This window comes from Buchananella sp. 14KM1171, from assembly GCF_041380365.1.
Lineage (GTDB): Bacteria > Actinomycetota > Actinomycetes > Actinomycetales > Actinomycetaceae > Buchananella > Buchananella felis.
In genome coordinates, this window is the sequence record NZ_CP159981.1 from 1,168,911 (window position 1) to 1,186,749 (window position 17,839).

The 17,839-nt window shown below is 65.9% G+C and carries 15 protein-coding genes; 6 read left to right on the plus strand and 9 right to left on the minus strand.

Features of this window, described 5'->3' with window-relative positions; genetic code table 11:
- Positions 1–78 precede the first annotated feature (78 nt).
- Together ABYF38_RS04560 and ABYF38_RS04565 are read right to left on the minus strand one after the other, a co-directional pair.
- Positions 79–873: a TetR/AcrR family transcriptional regulator gene (locus tag ABYF38_RS04560; protein WP_371152957.1), complete on the minus strand. Its 795-nt coding sequence runs from the start codon at positions 871–873 to the stop codon at positions 79–81.
- Between the two features lie 104 nt (positions 874–977).
- The gene (locus ABYF38_RS04565; protein ID WP_371152958.1) at positions 978–2,462 is read right to left on the minus strand and encodes an amidohydrolase; all 1,485 of its coding nucleotides are present in this window, start codon (positions 2,460–2,462) and stop codon (positions 978–980) included.
- A 203-nt stretch (positions 2,463–2,665) separates the two neighbouring features.
- Between ABYF38_RS04565 and ABYF38_RS04570 the strand changes: the two genes are divergently transcribed.
- The 3 genes from ABYF38_RS04570 to ABYF38_RS04580 are packed head-to-tail and all read left to right on the plus strand — an operon-like array spanning position 2,666 to position 4,413.
- Positions 2,666–2,989, plus strand: a complete 324-nt coding sequence (locus ABYF38_RS04570; RefSeq protein ID WP_371152959.1) for a helix-turn-helix domain-containing protein — start codon at positions 2,666–2,668, stop codon at positions 2,987–2,989.
- The gene (locus ABYF38_RS04575; RefSeq protein ID WP_371152960.1) at positions 2,986–3,783 is read left to right on the plus strand and encodes an ImmA/IrrE family metallo-endopeptidase; all 798 of its coding nucleotides are present in this window, start codon (positions 2,986–2,988) and stop codon (positions 3,781–3,783) included. Before ABYF38_RS04570 ends, ABYF38_RS04575 begins: the two co-directional genes overlap by 4 nt.
- A gap of 3 nt (positions 3,784–3,786) precedes the next feature.
- Entirely contained in the window at positions 3,787–4,413 is a 627-nt protein-coding gene (locus ABYF38_RS04580) for a hypothetical protein (protein ID WP_371152961.1), read from the plus strand.
- 50 nt (positions 4,414–4,463) lie between these two features.
- Here the strand turns inward: ABYF38_RS04580 and ABYF38_RS04585 are convergent, their stop codons facing one another.
- Both ABYF38_RS04585 and ABYF38_RS04590 read right to left on the minus strand, forming a co-directional pair.
- The gene (locus tag ABYF38_RS04585) at positions 4,464–6,512 is read right to left on the minus strand and encodes an ABC transporter ATP-binding protein (protein WP_371152962.1); all 2,049 of its coding nucleotides are present in this window, start codon (positions 6,510–6,512) and stop codon (positions 4,464–4,466) included.
- The gene (locus tag ABYF38_RS04590; RefSeq protein ID WP_371152963.1) at positions 6,509–8,242 is read right to left on the minus strand and encodes an ABC transporter ATP-binding protein; all 1,734 of its coding nucleotides are present in this window, start codon (positions 8,240–8,242) and stop codon (positions 6,509–6,511) included. The genes ABYF38_RS04585 and ABYF38_RS04590 overlap by 4 nt, the downstream gene beginning before the upstream one ends.
- Before the next feature lie 536 nt (positions 8,243–8,778).
- Between ABYF38_RS04590 and ABYF38_RS04595 the strand changes: the two genes are divergently transcribed.
- Positions 8,779–9,255 carry a hypothetical protein gene (locus ABYF38_RS04595; protein WP_371152964.1) on the plus strand — a complete coding sequence of 159 codons (477 nt, stop codon included), beginning with the start codon at positions 8,779–8,781 and terminating at the stop codon, positions 9,253–9,255.
- 157 nt (positions 9,256–9,412) lie between these two features.
- Here the strand turns inward: ABYF38_RS04595 and nrdE are convergent, their stop codons facing one another.
- Genes nrdE through nrdH form a run of 3 tightly spaced genes read right to left on the minus strand, consistent with a single transcriptional unit; the run spans position 9,413 to position 12,243 of the window.
- Positions 9,413–11,560 (minus strand): class 1b ribonucleoside-diphosphate reductase subunit alpha, encoded by a 2,148-nt coding sequence (gene nrdE, locus ABYF38_RS04600; protein ID WP_371152965.1) that lies wholly within the window; start codon positions 11,558–11,560, stop codon positions 9,413–9,415.
- Positions 11,545–11,955, minus strand: coding sequence for a class Ib ribonucleoside-diphosphate reductase assembly flavoprotein NrdI (gene nrdI / locus ABYF38_RS04605; RefSeq protein WP_371152966.1), 411 nt, complete (start codon positions 11,953–11,955; stop codon positions 11,545–11,547). Before nrdI ends, nrdE begins: the two co-directional genes overlap by 16 nt.
- Before the next feature lie 18 nt (positions 11,956–11,973).
- Complete coding sequence (nrdH, locus tag ABYF38_RS04610; protein ID WP_371152967.1) at positions 11,974–12,243, minus strand: glutaredoxin-like protein NrdH; 270 nt, start codon at positions 12,241–12,243, stop codon at positions 11,974–11,976.
- 610 nt (positions 12,244–12,853) lie between these two features.
- Between nrdH and ABYF38_RS04615 the strand changes: the two genes are divergently transcribed.
- Positions 12,854–14,227: a Fic family protein gene (locus ABYF38_RS04615; RefSeq protein ID WP_371152968.1), complete on the plus strand. Its 1,374-nt coding sequence runs from the start codon at positions 12,854–12,856 to the stop codon at positions 14,225–14,227.
- A 76-nt stretch (positions 14,228–14,303) separates the two neighbouring features.
- Here ABYF38_RS04615 and ABYF38_RS04620 read toward each other — a convergent pair whose 3' ends face one another.
- Both ABYF38_RS04620 and ABYF38_RS04625 read right to left on the minus strand, forming a co-directional pair.
- Positions 14,304–16,001: an L-serine ammonia-lyase gene (locus tag ABYF38_RS04620; protein WP_371151096.1), complete on the minus strand. Its 1,698-nt coding sequence runs from the start codon at positions 15,999–16,001 to the stop codon at positions 14,304–14,306.
- Between the two features lie 23 nt (positions 16,002–16,024).
- On the minus strand, positions 16,025–17,122 hold the full coding sequence (locus ABYF38_RS04625; protein ID WP_371151098.1) for a Fic family protein: 1,098 nt from the start codon (positions 17,120–17,122) through the stop codon (positions 16,025–16,027).
- 172 nt (positions 17,123–17,294) lie between these two features.
- Here ABYF38_RS04625 and ABYF38_RS04630 point away from each other — a divergent pair, with 172 nt between their 5' ends.
- Positions 17,295–17,786 (plus strand): S-ribosylhomocysteine lyase, encoded by a 492-nt coding sequence (locus ABYF38_RS04630; RefSeq protein WP_371151100.1) that lies wholly within the window; start codon positions 17,295–17,297, stop codon positions 17,784–17,786.
- Positions 17,787–17,839 lie beyond the last annotated feature (53 nt).

A 17,839-nucleotide genomic window follows, 5' to 3' on the forward strand; every position in this document is an offset into this window, starting at 1 on the left:
ACCGGTGCGCACCGTCCATTGCGCAAGCCTGAGCCTATACGTGAGCTTTAAGGATTTCACGTGCTGGGCGGCTTTTTGCTAGGTGCTTTTCGCCATCCCCGCCAGTAGCGCGGACAGGAGGGGAACGCCTCTTTGCAAGACTTGCGTGGCCAGGCACGACGCTCCTCCCGCCCCGTCCACCTCGGCGCCGCCCTCCTGCGGGCCGGCCAGCAGCTGGCCGCTCAGGTGATCCACTAAGGCGAGGATCACGTTGGCCTGTTCGAGGGGTGAAACCAGCGGGGTCAGCCCGTTCTCCCGTTCGACCAGCCCGATCGCCTCCCCCAGCAGTTGGGCGTAGTCAGCCGCCAGCTCCGCGATGGCTGCGCTACTAGCCGGGACGCGCGCGGCGTGGAGCGCCAACTCCGCGCGCAGGAAATAGCTTTCTGGGCTACTTGGCACCAGGCGCAAGATCGCCTCCGCTGTCGCGGCGAAGGGGGCCCGTGCGCATCCGGCGCCGCCTGCTGGCGGCTCGAGGGACCAGGACAGCCCCTGCTCCAACTGGTCCAGCAGGTCAAGGTGATGCTCCTGCGCGATGGACACTAGGAAGTCAGCCATGTCAGAGAAGTTGGAGTAGAAGGCGCCACGGGTGAAGCCGGCTGCCCGCGCTATCTCTCCCACGCTGGCTGCACCCAGCCCCCGCGTGCGGGCCAGGGTGTGGCCAGCGCGGAGCAGTTGCTCGCGGGTCTGGGCGCGACGGGGGGAGGCCGGACAGCGCTCAAGGCGCCGGATCAGCAGCAGGTCGCGCTGGGCCGCGATGGCCCCGGTCAAACTGGTAAGGCCCCGACTGGCCGCGTCCAGACTGGCCGCACCCCGCAGCTGCCCTTGTGTCTTCACGTCCCTCACTCTACTTTTGCCTCTCCCGGTTGCTGGAGTGTCCTGCCGTTTCTCCCAGCTCGCCGGCCACCAGTCGCTGGCTCTCCTCGAACGTGCGGGCTGGGTCAGGCGAACAGCTGCGAGGTGGTCAGCACCCCGCCGGCGGCCTCGAACTCCGCGCGAGCCTGCGCAAGCAAGGCCGAATCGTGCAGCAGGTCCAGGACTACCGCCGCCAGGCCGTAGGCACCGTCCACGCAGGCGGCGTCTCCGCTTTGCGAGCCAGCGGCCTGCGCCATGGCCCGCGTGTGGAGCGCCACCTCCTCCCCGGCCACCTTAATGAGCGGGTGAATGGCTGGAACCAGGTGGGAGACGTTGCCGAAATCGGTGGAGGCGGCCAGCGTCTCCGGCACCACCCCGCGCGGCAGCGGGTGGCGGCCCGTCATCTCCTGGGCGCGCACCCAGGATTGGGTCATGGCTGCGTTGGTGCGCACGGGCATAACCGGCAGGTAGGGATCCCACTCCACCTCCACGCCGCAGCCGGTCATGAGGGCGGCGCCGGCGGCAACGTCGTCCACACGACTACACAGGTCCTTCAGCGTGGAGGCCGCCGCCGAGCGCACGTAGAGCTTGAGCTGAGCCCGCTCGGGAATGATGCTGGCGCGCCGCCCGCCCTCAACGATCACGGCATGCAGGCGGTCCCCGGGGGCCATGTGCTGGCGCAGCATACCGATCCCCTGGTAGGCCAGGGCGGCGGCATCTAGGGCGTTGCGGGCCATGTGCGGCTGGGAGGAGGCGTGAGCGGAGACGCCCGTATAGGTGATGGTCAGGCGACGGCAGCCCAGCCAAAGCTGGTCGGCTAGGTCGTAGCCGTAGGCATGTGTCATGACAGCGGCGTCCAGGGAGTCGAACACGCCGGCGCGAATCAGCACCTCCTTGCCGGTGCCGCCTTCCTCCGCCGGGGTGCCCAAAAGTACGACGTTGCCCGGCACCGCCCCCTCACCGTGCTGCCTGCGCAGGGCGGCCAGAGCTAGGAAGGCCCCAACTGCGGTGGCGGCCATGACGTTGTGACCGCAGGCGTGGCCGATCTCCGGCAGGGCGTCGTACTCGCAGGCGATGGCGATGGTGGGGGCGTGCGGCGCGGCCAGCGGCTCGGGGTGCGGCTCGGGGTTTGGATCAGGGTGCGGCTGAGGGGCTGGCGCGCCTGGTGCTACGCCCGGTGTGCCTGCTGCCGCGCCCGGTGTGCCTAACGCTGGGCCCGGTTTGAAGTCCAGGCGGGCGCGCAGGGCGGTGGGCAGGCCGCCCACACCAACTTCCACCGGAGCGGTAGCGGCGGTTGCGGCCAGGTCGGCCACGGCCGCGGCCGCCTGGTGCTCGGCGTAGCCCAGCTCGGGATTGGCGTGCAGGAAGTGGGACAGGTCCACCAGCTGGGGGCCGAGCGCGCGGGCGGCGGCCAGCAAGGAGTCGTGCAGGTGTGCGGGCGCTCCACGCTCGGCCGGCAGACTCAAAGCGAGTTCGCCAGCGCGGGCCGCGATCCCATCGGCCACGATCTGGGCGTAGGCGGTCGAGGGGGCGGTGGGGGTGGTCAGCTGGGAGGCGTCAACGCGGTTCACGGCTCCATTGTCTCCTCCCGACCCTGCCGAGTGTCCACCGCCCGCTCGCCGCCCGCTGTCCACGGCTCTAGGGGTTCGAGCCGCAAAACGCCCTCCGAACTGGCCCTATGCGCACCGAAATCCTCCTCACATTCCGCGGACTTCCGAGCCTGACCAGGCTAGACTGAATCATGTCCGCACACGTGATTCAGGGGAGGAATGCCATGGAAGGCTTCGTGCATGTCATTGAAAGCGCTCGCACTGCCGCTAACATTTCTCAGCGCGCCCTGGCGAGAAAAACTGGGATCTCGCAGCCCACCTTGAGTCGCATCCTGAGCGGAGAACGCGTGCCCAAAATGCCAGAGCTGATCTTAATCGCTGACGCCATTGGCTGCAGCACCTCCCAACTCACTGGCAACGGGATCAGCGCGCGAGTTGAATGCGCAGCGCGCGCCAACGAAGGCACCTATCCACACGAAATGAAGCAACGGCTGCTTCACATGCTGGAGATTGATGCCCTACTCGACTTACTAGGCGCAACTGAATGATGAGCGACATCGAAAGCGAAGCCAAAACGAAGGCTGAACACTTCCGCACTGAGCACGGCCTGGGCGTGCAGCCTCTCACGAACCTGGCCGTACTCATCGAAAAGACCACTGGGATCGGTGTTGCGGTGATCGCCACAGCCGATGGCTCACACGGGCTAAAGATGCGCGACCCACTCCGCGACAGAACCCTTATCGCCGTAGCCAAGACACCGCACTACATGCGCCAGCGCAGCACCTTGGCCCACGAGCTGGGCCATGCACTATTTGGTGACAGCATAGAGATACTCGGTGAGCGCAGCAGCAAAGAACGGCGGGCAGACTCGTTTGCACGCCATCTTCTCATCCCTGCAGGCGGATTACATGCCTTGCTTAGGAAAGGAGAAGAACTCACTCTGCAACACCTTTCTGAAGTGGTCCAGCACTTCCTCGTCTCTCCACAGATGGCGTGCATCGCCCTGCAAAAAAACGGTTTCATCAACCAGGAGACAGTGGAGAGCTGGTGGGCATTGACAACCGAGAAGTTGGCTAACAGATTCGGCTGGGCAGACCAGTACAAGGCACTGCAAGCAGAATCCGACCAAACCCGTGTGCCACAAAACCTGTTAAAACGAGCAATCGACGCCTATTCCAAAGGACTTGTTTCTGCGCAGATTATTGCCACCTTGCGCGGAGTTGATCTAGAGACAGCGCTGGCAGACCTCTCCGAGATAGACCCTAACGGCACCTTTGGAGAGGAACGAATCAAATTCTCTGAACTACCTGATGTGGACATCGATCTGAGCGAACTGGACTAAGTCGTGACCAACCGCGAAGATCGCATCCTCATTGACGCTGGTCCAAGTCTGAACTTTTTTGCGTGCAACCAGGAACGCTTGCTCTTGAAGACGGTTGGCGCACTTGCGATGCCGGAAACCGTGCGTGACGAGATCGTGAACAAAGCTAGGCAGACAAGATTCGCGCCAGCTAAACGGACACTAGATCGATTGCCCGAAAGTTTATTGCAGATCCTCTGTGACGACGCCACGCCCGAAATGACTAACGCCGTGTTCGCACTTCAAAGCACAACACTTCAGGAGCGATTGGGTCGGCGCAAGGACCTTGGCGAATTGATGGTTATTTCCCACGGATTCATTCGCGCGAAACAGGGAATGGATGTCACCTTGATGATTGACGATCAACAAGGACAACGACTGGCCATGAGAGCAGCGAATATTATCTGCCAACTCAAGGCCAATAATCCAGCAGTGGGCTCTTTGGGCTTGACTGGTACAATTCAAGTGCTTGAAAAGGCCGCACGACGCAAAATAATATCGAGCAAGAACGAAATGCGCGCTCTTTATGAACGGATGAGGTTGCTCGATGATGGACTGGTTCACATCGACCAAACCGGCCTTTTACGTAGCGAGATTTGGGATCGGCAGTAGTCCGTTCGAAGCCCGGTGAGCCTGGTCGTCTTGCGCCGAGCGGCCTGGAATCAGGAGGCGGTTGGCGGAACGTCGTCCACCAATGCCCCCTCAAACTGGGCGGCGTGCAGACGCGCGTAGGCCCCACCGGCCTCCAGTAGCTGCTTGTGCGTGCCCTGCTCCACGATGCGGCCGTGCTCCATCACCAGAATCAGGTCGGCGTCACGGATCGTGGACAGGCGGTGGGCGATCACGAAGGAGGTGCGCCCCTGCCGCAAGGCCGCCATCGCCTTTTGCACCAGCAGCTCGGTGCGGGTGTCCACGGAAGAGGTGGCCTCGTCCAGGATCAGCAGATCGGGGCGGGCCGCGAACGCACGCGCGATGGTGATGAGCTGGCGCTCACCGGCGCTGACGTTGGCGGCGTCTTCCTCCAGCAGCGTGTCGTAGCCCTCGGGCAAGGTGTGCACAAAGCGGTCCACGTAGGCGGCCTTCGCTGCCTCAATCACCTCCGCGTCAGTGGCGTCGTGACGGCCGTAGCGGATGTTCTCCATGATCGTGCCCTGGAACAGCCACGGATCCTGCAGCACCATGCCGGTGCGGCCGCGCACGTCAGATCGCCGCAGGGCGGCGATGTTTTGGCCGTTAAGCAGGATCTGCCCGCCGTCCAGCTCGTAGAAACGCTGCACCAGGTTGATGAGCGTGGTCTTGCCCGCGCCGGTGGGACCAACGATCGCCACCGTCTGGCCCGGCTTGACCGTGAAGGAGAGGTCGCGGATCAGCTCGGTGTCCGGGGAGTAGCTGAAGTCCACGGCCCGGAACTCGATGGTGCCATCGCCGTCGGTGGGGGCGGGAGCGTCAGGGGCGTCCGGCGCCTCCTCCTGCGCATCCAGGAACTCGAAAATCCGCTCCGCGCTGGCCACGCCGGACTGCACGGACACGGCCATGCCGCCCAGCTGCGCCAGGGGCTGGCGGTACATCTGGGAGTACTGGATGAAGGCCTGCACGTCTCCCAGGCGCAGGGAGCCGTTGCTCACCATGAGCGCGCCCAGCACGGCGATGGCCACATAGGAGACGGAGGAGATGAACTGCATCGCCGGCATCATCATGCCGCTGAGGAACTGGGCCTTGAAAGCGGCCCTGAACAGCTCATCGTTCTCTTCAGCGAACTCGGCGCGCATGGCCTGCCCACGCCCAAAGATGTGCACCAGCTCATGCCCGGAGAAGGACTCCTCCACGCGCGTGTTCAAGCGGCCGGTCTTGAGCCACTGCTGCTTGAACGCGGCCTGCGAGCGCGGGCCGATGATCCAGAAGATCACACCCAACAGCGGCAAGGCGATCAGCGCCACCAGGGCCAGCTTCCAAGACAGCACGAACATCATTCCCAGCACGCCCACCACGATAAGAATCTGGGTGATGGCGCCGCTGAGTTGCTGCTGCATGGTCACGGTCAGGTTGTCGATGTCGTTCGTGAGCCGGGAGAGCACCTCGCCTCGCGGCATCTTGTCGAAGTAAGTCAGCGGCAGACGGTGCACCTTGGCCTCCACCTGCTCGCGCAGCTGGTAGATCGAGGCCATGATCGCCCGGTTGAGCAGGTCTGCCTGCCACCACGCCATCACCTCAGCCACCGTGTAGATCGCCAGCACCCCAATCAGCACCCACGCCAAGGCCACGAAGTCGATGCCCATGCCGGGGGTGAGCTCCATGACGGCAACCATGTCCGCCATCCGCTCCTGCCCCTGGGCGCGCATACCCTCCACCAGCTGCTCTTGGGAAAGACCTGCGGGCAGGTGACGGGAGATGAAGCCCTCGAAGATCAAGTTGGTGGCGCGTCCCAGCACCTTGGGGGCCCACACGATCAGGGCCGTAGAGACCACAGACAGGACGACCGAAGCGATCACCTTACCCTTGTGCGGGGCCAAAATGCCCAGCATGCGCCGGAAGGAGGGGCCAAAGTTGGCCGCCTTGCCGGGGGCCTGCTCCGGGCCCATCGCACTGGAGGCCTGGCGGCCCTTCTCGATCAGGTCCGCCTCGTCCTCGTGGGCGTTGGCGTGGCCGGCTGCTCGCGCGTTGGCGTGGCCGGTCGCGTGGTCCACTGTTTGCTTGGTTGCGTGCTTTTTCATCGCTCCACCTCCGCACCGAGCTGGGAGGCAACGATCTCTCGATAGACCTCGCTGGTTGCTAGCAGTTCGTCGTGGGTGCCCTCCCCCACCACGCGGCCCTCGTCAAGGACGACGATCTTGTCCGCCTGCGTGATGGTGGAGACGCGCTGCGCCACCACGATCTTCGTGGTGTGGGGCAGCGCCTCCCACAGGGCGGCGCGCAGGCGCGCATCTGTGTTCAGGTCCAGGGCGCTAAAGGAATCGTCGAAGACGAACACGTCCGGCTGGTGCACGATCGCGCGGGCGATGGACAGACGCTGGCGCTGGCCACCGGAGACGTTGGTGCCGCCCTGGGCGATCTTGGCCTCCAGGCCGCCCTCCTTGGCTGCCACGAAGTCGCGGGCCTGGGCTATCTCCAGGGCGTGCCACAGCTCCTCGTCGGTGGCCTGAGGGCGGCCCAGGCGCAGGTTGGAGGCGATGGTGCCCGCAAACAGGTAGGGGCGCTGCGGAATCAGCGAGACGCGCCCCACCAGGTCCGCAGCGGCGGTGTCCCGCACGTCCACGCCGCCCACGCGCACCGCACCGGAGGTGACGTCCACCAGGCGGGGAATCAGGGAGACCAGGGTGGTCTTGCCCGAGCCCGTGGCACCAACGATTGCCAGCGTGGAGCCGGGGGCGGCCGTGAAGGACAGGCCGTGCAGCACGGGCGCCTCCGCACCGGGGTAGCCGAAGGTGACGTCGTCAAACTCCACCTCGCCCGGGCGCGGGTGCTCTCTGGCGGGGGCGGCGGGGGCAACCAGCGTGGAGTTGGTCTCCAGCACCTCCCCGATGCGCTGGGAAGAGACGGCGGCGCGCGGGGCAAGCACGCCCAGGAAGGAGGCCATCACCACGCCCATCAGGATCTGCATGACGTAGCTCATGAAGGCAAACAGGGTGCCGATCTGGGTAGTGCCCCGGTCAATCTCAATACCGCCAAACCAGATCACGCCCACGATCGTGACGTTGAGGATCAGCATGACCAGCGGGAACATCACCACGAACAGGCGGCCGATCAGCTCGCCGTAGTACGTCAGCTCGCGGTTGGCGGTATCGAAGCGGTCCTGCTCCACCTTCTCGCGGGCGAAGGCGCGGATCACGCGGATGCCGGTGAGCTGCTCTCGCATCACCCGGTTGATCGCGTCCTGCTTGTCCTGGAACGTGCGGAAGGCCGGGACCATGCGCGCCACGATCAGGCCCATGATGCCCAGCAGCAGCGGCACGGAGATAGCCAGCAACCAGGAGAGCTTGGCGTCCTGCCGCAGCGCCAACACCACACCGCCAATTGCCATGAGCGGGGCGATCAGCAGCATCGTCGAGCCCATCATCAGCAGGGTCTGGACCTGCAACACGTCATTCGTGGAGCGGGTGATGAGCGAGCCGGGGCCGAACTTGGCGATCTCGCGCGAGGAGAAGGAACTGATCTTGCCGTACATGTCCGCGCGCAGGTCGCGGCCCACTGCCATCGCCACGTAGGCGCCCAGCAGGGTGGCCAGGATGGAGGCGACGATCTGCCCCAGGCTGACCAGCAGCATGTAGCCGCCGGTGCGCCAGATGAAGTCGGTATCTCCCGTGGCCACGCCCTTATCAATGATGTCAGCGTTCAACGTGGGCACGTACAGCATGGCCGCCACGGCCACGGCCTGCAGCGCCACGACAAGCACAATCTGCCAACTGTATGGGCGCGAGTAGCGCGCCAGGAGTTTCATTAACACCGGGGGCCTTCCCAGAGCTGGGGGCGGCGCCGTGGCTACTGGGTAGAGCGCGGCGCCGCCAATTGCGTGGCTGCGGCCGGTGGGGCCGCAGCCGGGGCCCTGGCGGGCCGGGGCGGGCGCCCCGGCCAGTCAGAGCAAACACCCCGATCGGTCAAGGCAAGCACCCCAGCGAGTCAGGGCAGGTGTCCCGGACGGCAGGCGAAGGGACGAGCCGGGATCGGCTGGCCTGCCGTTTCCGCGCGCGGGACCGGGTTCAGGATATCGCGTCAGCAAACGGGGCGCATCGTCAGTGAGGAGGAGAAGGCGACGGACGCGCGCTCCTGCGGGAGGGCGCACGCGGCGGAGAGAAACCCGTATGTTGGCGTTGTCGAGACAAGGCGTGGGCGGCCGGGGACGTCCGCCCTCTGCTGCCCGTATTCTCGGCAGGAAAGGCCCAACGACCGGGGCCGGGCGCGCCGCCACGGAATGCTGCAATAGCGCAGCAACTCAGAGCGGACCGGCCCGACACCCGGCCCAAGACCTGAAGCGAGGTTCCAGTGGAGACTCCCGCGCACCAATACAGCCTGCTCAAGCCGCCCGCGTGGCTAGAACGCCTGACCGGCCGCTCCCTCGCGGTGGGCGCCGTGGCGGCATTCGTGCCGCTGGGGCTGCTGCTGGCCATGGAACGCTTCTTCCCCGCCTACGCCGTCCAGTTCCTGTACACGGGAATGGCGCTCAGCGCCCTGCTCGGCGTATTCCGGGTGGCCTACTTCTGGCGACACCGGAGGCACACCGAGTTCGACAAGGACCTCCAGAACATCATCATCTGCGCCGCCGGCGGCACCTTTACCTACCGGCTCGTCGCGTTGGCCGGAGGCGGCGGGCTGTTGGCCTTCCTAGTGCTGACTTGCTGGCACTACGTGGCTGTGGGGGTGCTGCGCAAAGTCTACGGTGTGCCGCTAGTGACCCCCGGCCCGCTGTCCGGCACCGGCCTGGACGGGGTGGACGACGTCCCGCTGCCCGGGGACGAGTAGGCGGACTGCCCAGGTACGCCTAGCGCGACGACTGGGGTAGGAGAAACTAAGCAGCCGGGCCCCGGCCATCGCGGCTGGGTGCAAATGCCCGGGGTGGCATAAACACCGGTGGGGGCCGCCTTTCGGCGGCCCCCACAGTGGCTTTCACCCGGTCAGGTCACAGGACGCAGGAGACGCAGTCCTCCACCTGGGTGCCGCTGAGTGCCATCTGGCGCAGGCGGATGTAGTAGATGGACTTGATGCCCTTGCGCCAGGCGTATATCTGGGCGCGGTTGATGTCGCGCGTGGTGGCCGTGTCCTTGAAGAACAGCGTCAGGGACAGGCCCTGGTCCACGTGCTGGGTGGCCACCGCGTAGGTGTCGATGACCTTCTCATACCCGATCTCGTAGGCGTCCTGGTAGTACTCCAGGTTGTCGTTCGTCATGAACGGAGCCGGGTAGTAGACGCGCCCCAGCTTGCCTTCCTTGCGGATCTCCACCTTGGACACAATCGGGTGAATGGAGGAGGTGGAGTTGTTGATGTAGCTAATCGAGCCCGTGGGCGGAATGGCCTGCAGGTAGGCGTTGTAGAGGCCGTGCTCGCGCACCGAGGCGGCCAGCACCTTCCAGTCCTCGATGGTGGGCAGGGTGTGCCCGGCGAAGAGCTCCTTGACCCGCTGAGTGGTGGGCGCGAACTCGGTGGTCAGGTACTTCTCGAAGAACTCGCCACTGGCGTAGGTGGACTTCTCAAACTCCGCAAAGCGCTCGCCGCGCTCGATGGCCAGCTTGTTCGATGCCTTCAGGGCGTGGAACAGCACGGTGGCGAAGTAGACGTTGGTGAAGTCCAGTGCCTCCTCGCTGCCGTAGAAGATGTGCTCGCGCGCCAGGAAGCCGTGCAGGTTCATCTGGCCCAGGCCGATGGCGTGGGACTCCCGGTTGCCGCGGTCAATGGACGGCACGGACTTGATGGAGGTGAAGTCGCTGACCGCGGTCAGGGCGCGCACTGCGACGTCGACCGTCTTACCCAGGTCCTGGGCGTCCATCGCCATGGCGATGTTCATGGAGCCCAGGTTGCAGGAGATGTCCCTGCCCACGTGGCTGTAAGAGAGGTCCTCGTTCAGCTTGGAGGCGGTGGAGACCTGCAGGATTTCCGAGCACAGGTTGGAGTGGGTGATCTTGCCTTCGATCGGGTTGGCCTTGTTCACCGTGTCCTCGAACATGAGGTACGGGTAGCCGGACTCGAACTGGATCTCCGCCAGGGTCTGGAAGAACTCGCGGGCCTTGATCTTGGACTTGCGGATGCGGCCGTCGTCCACCATCTCGCGGTAGCGCTCGGTCACGTTGATCTCCGCGAACGGCACGCCGTAGACGCGCTCCACGTCGTAGGGGGAGAACAGGTACATGTCCTCGTTGTTGCGGGCCAGCTCGAAGGTGATGTCTGGGACCACCACGCCCAGGGAGAGGGTCTTGATGCGGATCTTCTCATCCGCGTTCTCCCGCTTGGTGTCCAGGAAGCGCATGATGTCCGGGTGGTGGGCGTGCAGGTAGACCGCGCCCGCGCCCTGGCGGGCTCCCAGCTGGTTGGCGTATGAGAAGGAGTCCTCCAGTAGCTTCATCACCGGGATGACGCCGCTGGACTGGTTCTCGATGCGCTTGATGGGGGCGCCGTACTCGCGCAGGTTGCTCAGCAGCAGGGCCACGCCGCCGCCGCGCTTGGATAGCTGTAGGGCCGCGTTCACGCCGCGCGCGATGGACTCCATGTTGTCCTCGATGCGCACCAGGAAGCAGGAGACCAGCTCGCCGCGCTGGGCCTTGCCGCAGTTGAGGAAGGTGGGGGTGGCGGGCTGGAAGCGGCCCTCGATGATCTCGTCAACGAGCTGCTTGGCCAGTTCCTCATCCCCACGCGCCAGGGTGAGGGCCACCATGCACACGCGGTCCTCGAAGCGCTCTAGGTAGCGCTTGCCGTCGAAGGTCTTGAGCGTGTAGCTGGTGTAGTACTTGAAGGCGCCCAGGAAGGTCTGGAAGCGGAACTTGTGGGCGTAGGCCTGCTTGAACAGGGCCTTGATGAAGGCGGGGTCGTACTGGTCCAGCACGTGGCCCTCGTAGTAGCCCTCGTCCACCAGGTACTTGAGCTTTTCCTCCAGGTCGTGGAAGAACACGGTGTTCTGGTTGACGTGCTGCAGGAAGTACTGGCGGGCGGCGGCGCGGTCAGCGTCGAACTGGATCTTGCCGTCCGCGTCGTACAGGTTGAGCATCGCGTTTAGGGCGTGGTAGTCCAGGCCCGGGCCGCTTTCCTCCACCCCGGTGTCCGTCAAAGTTTCTGCCACAGCTTCCTCAACCCTTCCGTGACGGTTTCCACGTCGTCTTGTGTTCCCATTAGTTCGAATCGGTAGAGCAGGGGAACTTCCAGCTTGGCGGCAACGATGTCTCCCGCCAGCCCGTAGGCCTCTCCGAAGTTGATGTTGCCGGAGGTGATGACTCCCCGGCAGAGGTCTCGGTTTTCCTTCACGTTGAGGAACTTGATGACCTGCTTGGGGACGGCACCTTTGATGGAGCCGCCCCCGTAGGTGGGCACTACCAACACGTAGGGTTCGTGCACCTCCAGGGGTGCTTCCTTCGGCAGGAGGGGGATACGCGCGCTGCGCACCCCGAGCCGCTCAACGAACCGCTGCGTGTTGTGAGTGGTGGAGGAGAAGTAGACGAGGTACGGCTGCCCTTCCATCGCCCTTCCCCCTCAGTCTCAGATCGCGGCGAGCGTCGCTGCGGGGGTGGCGGCGGCCTGGACGGCGGCCACGGCGACCTTGATGCGGTCGGGGCGGAAGCCCGCCCAGTGCTCGTCGCCGGCCATGACGACGGGCGCCTGGGAGTAGCCCAGCTCCCGCACCATGTCCAGGGCGGCGGCGTCCTGGGTGAGGTCAACGACGGTGTAATCCACGCCGGCCTTGTCGAAGGCGCGGTAGGTGGCGTCGCACTGCACGCAGCGGGGCTTGGAGTAGACCGTGATGCTCATTGCTGGCTCCTTGTTTCGGGGCGAAATCCACCCAAACTACACAGATGTCATTTGTTCGCGGCCGTGCCGGTGCGACGGGTTTGAACACTACCCCTTGGGGTGAGACGCTTCCACCACCCCAACATGCTGTGGTCGGGCGTGTCGCCCTCAGAAGCGCGCCGCCCCCTGTGGATAGCCCACATGGCCGACGCTGCCCACCCGCCCCAACCGCGCTGACCGCGACCGAAAAGAACATGCGACCACCGTCTCACCCGCCACTAACATTTGGCTCCACTCCGCCATCCGGCCACGCCGGCGCGGCCCGCTCGCCCTCGCGCCGATCGCCCGGTGATAGTCGCGGTGAACTACACCGGTGTTATTCACACCTGGGGATAACCTCTATGCACATCCCTCCACAACGGTGGATATAACGATTTGATAACGCTCGCCTCCGGGAGGGTCGGAGCATCCCTGGCCAACTGGCCACCAGCCCCGCCATCCCCCGCCGCCGCCACGCCCTGCCACCCAAGCCGCGCCCCCACCCGCAGCCCACCATCAACCCCGCCCTCGCGAACTCCTAATTACTCCTAATCACCTCCTAAATTAGGAGGTAGCGAGTTAGGGTTGCGCCATGAAGACGCCGACCCCTCCCCCCACAGACACAGCGCTGGATCTACTCATGCGCTACGGCGCGCACCTGACGCTCAACGAGCTAAAGCACATAACTGAACCCGCCACCGCCACCGCCCGCCAGCTCAGCCAAGCGGGCTACCCCACCTGGGACGAGGTCCGCTACTCCCCGCTAGTAGCCGGCCTGCCATCCCCCGAACTCGTTTGGGCCAACATCAAGTACGGCCGCCACCAGTCGGCCCACCCCACGCCTTTCACCCTCATGGACGGCACCCAGCTCACCTACAACATCCCCGGCGAGCTGCTGCGCCTAATCGAAGAAATCGCCCGGCGCGCGGCCGGCTCCCTCCAGACTACGGAGCCTTCCCTGGCAGACTCGCCCCGCCAGTACCTCCTCACCTCGCTCCAGGAGGAGGCGATCACCTCGAGCCAGCTGGAGGGAGCTTCCACCACTCGCGTCGTGGCCAAGGAGATGCTGCGCAGCCGCCGCAAGCCTCGGGACAAGGGCGAGCAGATGGTGGCCAACAACTTCGCGGCCATGCAGCTCATTTCCCAGCGGCGCCAGGCCCCGCTCACCCCCGAGTTTGTCTGCCAGCTTCACCGGGTGCTAACCGCGGGGACTCTGCCTGCCGGTCAGGCCGGTCGCCTGCAGCAGCCCGGCGAGGAGCGCGTGCGTATCTACGCCGACCACACCGATGAGCAGGTGCTCCACGTCCCGCCCCCGACCGCCGAGCTCCCGGCCCGCCTGCAGGCGGTCTGCGACTTCGCCAACGCCGGGTGGGACGGCGGCGACTCCCCTTACACCCCGCCGCTGATCCGCTCGATGGTCCTGCATTTCATGGTGGGCCACGACCACTACTTCTCAGACGGCAACGGCCGCCTGGCCCGCGCGATCTTCTACTGGTCGATGCTGCACCACGGCTTCTTCCTTACCGAGTACCTCTCCATCTCCCGACTCCTGCGCCAGGCCCCGGCCCAGTACGCCCGCGCGTTCCTACACGTCGAGTACGACGAGGGCGACCTGACCCACTTCCTGCTCCACCAGGCCCGGATCGTCGTGCGCGCGATCAACGACCTCGAGACATACCTGGCTAGGAAGGAGCATGAGCGCCTGACCTTGTCTCCCACACTGGCAGGCGCCGGATTCAACTCTCGGCAATGCGACCTGCTCGCCTCGTTGCTCGTGAAGCCTTCGGTCATGCTTACCGTGTCGGGATACCAGGAGCGCTACGAGGTTTCCAACCAGACTGCCCGCACTGATCTCCAAGGACTGGAAGAAGCGGGCCTGATCGTCGGTAGCCGCAGCGGCAAACGAATGGAGTGGTGGACGGCGCGAGACTTTCCTTCCCGCATGCGCCAACTAACAAGCTCTTGACACCTCCTAATTGCCCCTAAATTAGGAGTTTGGCCGACGTTCCACCCGCCGCCCCCGCCGGCGCACCGCGCCGCGCTCAGCACTCCACGACGTTGACGGCCAGCCCGCCCTGCGAGGTCTCCTTGTACTTCGAGAGCATGTCCTGCCCGGTCTGGCGCATCGTCTCGATGACGGTGTCCAGGCTGACCTGATGGCGCCCGTCTCCCCACAGGGCCATGCGGGCGGCGTTGATGGCCTTCACGGCGGCGATCGCGTTGCGCTCGATGCAGGGGATCTGCACCAGCCCGGCCACTGGGTCACAGGTGAGGCCCAGGTTGTGTTCCATGGCGATCTCTGCGGCGTTTTCCACCTGGAGGGGGGTGCCGCCCAGGGCGTCGGCCAATCCGGCGGCGGCCATCGCGGCGGCCGATCCCACCTCTCCCTGGCAGCCCACTTCTGCCCCGGCGATGGAGGCGTTGGTCTTGATCAAAGCGCCCACAGCGGTGGCGGCCAGCAGGAAGTCGCGCGCGCCCTCGTGGCAGGCGCCGGGCACGAACCGCAGGTAATACTCCAGCACGGCGGGCACTACCCCGGCGGCGCCGTTGGTGGGGGCGGTGACCACCCGGTGCCCGGCGGCGTTCTCCTCGTTCACCGCGAGCGCGTAGAGATTGACCCAGTCGATGCCGGCCATGGGGTCGCTGGCGTCGCGCCAGGTGTTGGTGGGGTAGGGTGAGCGGCTCATGAGCTGGCGAGACAGCACGGCCGCACGTCGGGGCACGTTTAGACCGCCGGGCAGAACACCGTGGGTGGTGCAGCCAGCTTCGATGCACTCCTCCATGACGGCCATGATGCGATCCAGGTAGGCATCCACTTCCTCGCGCGAGCGGGCGGCCTCCTCGTTGGCGCGCACCACCTCTGAGACGCGCAGTCCGGCAGCCTCTGCGTGCTCCAGTAGCTGCCTTCCGGTGGTGAACGGGTAGGGCGCGGGGATGGAGTGCAGTGCGCGCGTGGAGGCGCTGGCCAGGGCCTGGCACTGCGGCTCCTCCAGGCTGCCGCCCACCTGCTCCATGACGAAGCCGCCGCCTACGGAGTAGAACACGCCCTCTAGTAGCAGTGCCCCTGCCTGGTTTTCGGGGCCGACGACGCCCTCCTCGCCGCCCCCACCAGCACCGCCACTCGGGGCGGCCGCGTTGAGGGGGGAGGCGGGTGGAGCGTCGTCCACCTGGGCGTAGGCGCGCAGGCGCAGGCCGTTGACGTGGTAGGGCAGGACGGTGCCGGGCAGGAAGAAGATGTCGCGCGCCATGTCGAAGGGCAGCTCGCGGCCGGCCACGGGGGTGGTGCCGGTGGCGGCAAGGTGGGGCAGGGCGTCGGCCACTTGGGCGCTGGTGACGGTCTCGGGCTTGTGGCCGGCCAGGCCAAGCAGGACGGCGCGGTCGGTGGCGTGGCCCCGCCCGGTGGCACCCAGGGAACCGAACAGTTCCACGGTGACGCGGCCCAGGCGGGCGGCGGCTTCGGGGGGCTGGCCGGCGGGGGAGGGCTCGGCGGCTTCGGCGCTCTGGCCGGCGGGGGCGTCCAGGAGGGCGCCCAGGCGGCGGGCGAAGACGTAGGCGGCGCGCATGGGGCCGACCGTGTGGGAGGAGGACGGGCCGATGCCGACGCGGAAGATGTCGAACACGGACAGCGGGCGCTGGGCGGTGGCCGCCGGCGCGCTGCCGGCCATCATCGCGGCGGGCAGCACGGGCTGCGCCGTGGCCTCCCCGCTCACTTTCACTCCTGCTCGCAACGTATCCGACATGTGGACAATGGTCGCACGAGTGCTCACGCCGACAGCGCCGAGCCGAACATCAGGCGCAACAACGGGGAATTGACGAACACCAGGCTTCGGCCCGCCTTCTCCGAAGTGAGCACCTGCGCCTGCACCAGGCTATCCAGCCAGCGGGAGGCGGCCGCGCGCTGGGCCAGGCCTGCGGAGACGACGTCGTCGATGCGCACGTACGGCTTTGTGAACAGCAGCCGCACCAACTCCGCCGCCGGGGCGCGGGGCACCACCGTGCGCACCGCCTGCTCCGTTTCCCGCTGCAGCTCGGCAATGTCGTCGACCAGCTGGAGCGTCCAGCGCGCCACCTCGTCGCAGCCGCGCACCACGAACAGCACCCAGTCCTCCCAGGCGTCCTCCCGGGTGACGGCGCGCAGCAGACGGTAGTACTCGTCCTTGTGGCGCACTATGTAGCCCGACAGGTAGAGCACCGGCTGGCGGATCACCCCCTTATCCATCAGGTAGAGCAGGTTGATGATGCGCCCGGTTCGGCCGTTGCCGTCCGGGAACGGGTGAATGGCCTCGAACTGGTAGTGCTGCAACGCCATGCCCACTAGGGGGTCGATTCCATCAGCACCGTGCAGGAAGCGCTCCCAGGCGCTCATGTGACGGGTGATGACCTCTTTTCCCTCCGGCGGGGTGTAGATGCGTGCCTTGGTAACCGGGTTGCCGATGTATATGCCCGTGGTTTGTCGAATCGATACGGCGTGTCCCTGCAGGACGCTGCACACCTCGATTGCGGTGTTCAGCTGGAGAGGGCGCTCCTGCAGTGACTGGGCACCCGCACGCAACGCCTGCCGATAAGACAGCGCCTCCTTTACCGCCGGGGTGAGTGCCCCCTCCTGGGGCAGGTGAGCGGCGCGGAACAGCTCGTCGTTCGTGGTCACGATGTTCTCGATCTCGCTGGAGGCCTGAGCCTCCAGGAGCGGGATCATGTTGAACAGGATGTCCGGATTGGGCAGGCGCAGACAGGCGGCGTCGAGCGCAGCCAGCGAGCGGGCTGCGCCGATCACCGCCTTCAGCACATCCCGCGTCTCCACCTCCTGCGCCGGAGGCAGCGGCGGGAGGTCCTGGTACGGAAGGTCCGGGTTAGTCCACACGCCGCCACACTACACGCGACGTGTACCTTTTCGAGGCCAAAAGGTACACAAACCGGCCTTCGTGTACCTTTTCGGGGCCAAAAGGTACACGTCGTCGCGATATGTATCCGTGGAGTACATGTCGCGGACGCCGAGCTGAGGCAGGGCGCGGCGCGGCTGCCACAATGGGGGCATGACTGATTCCCCGCGCATGAACACCGAGTCCTTCAACCTGGATCACCGCCTGGTGGCGGCCCCGTACGTGCGGGTGGCGGACCGCAAGGTGCTGCCGGGCGGGGACGTGCTCATCAAGTACGACGTGCGCTTCGCCCAGCCGAACGTGGCGCACCTGTCGATGCCGGCGGTGCACTCGATTGAGCACCTGAGCGCGGAGTTGATGCGCAACCACACGGACAAGCTGATCGACTTCTCCCCCATGGGCTGCCAGACCGGTTTTTACGCGCTCACTTTGGGGCTCGAGCCGGCCGACTTCCTGCCGATCTTGGAGGCCACTTGCCGCGACATCCTGGCCGCCGCGCAGGTTCCTGCGGCTAACGAGGTGCAGTGCGGGTGGGGGGCGTCGCACTCCCTGACCGGCGCGCAGGCTGCGGTGGCCGCCTTCTTGGAGCACCGCTCCGAGTGGGAGCAGGTTTTGGCCGACGACGCCTCTCCCGCCGCCCTCTAAACCCCGCCCGCGCGGCTGCCGGCCGGGCCGGATGAGCCCGGCCCGGGCCGAAG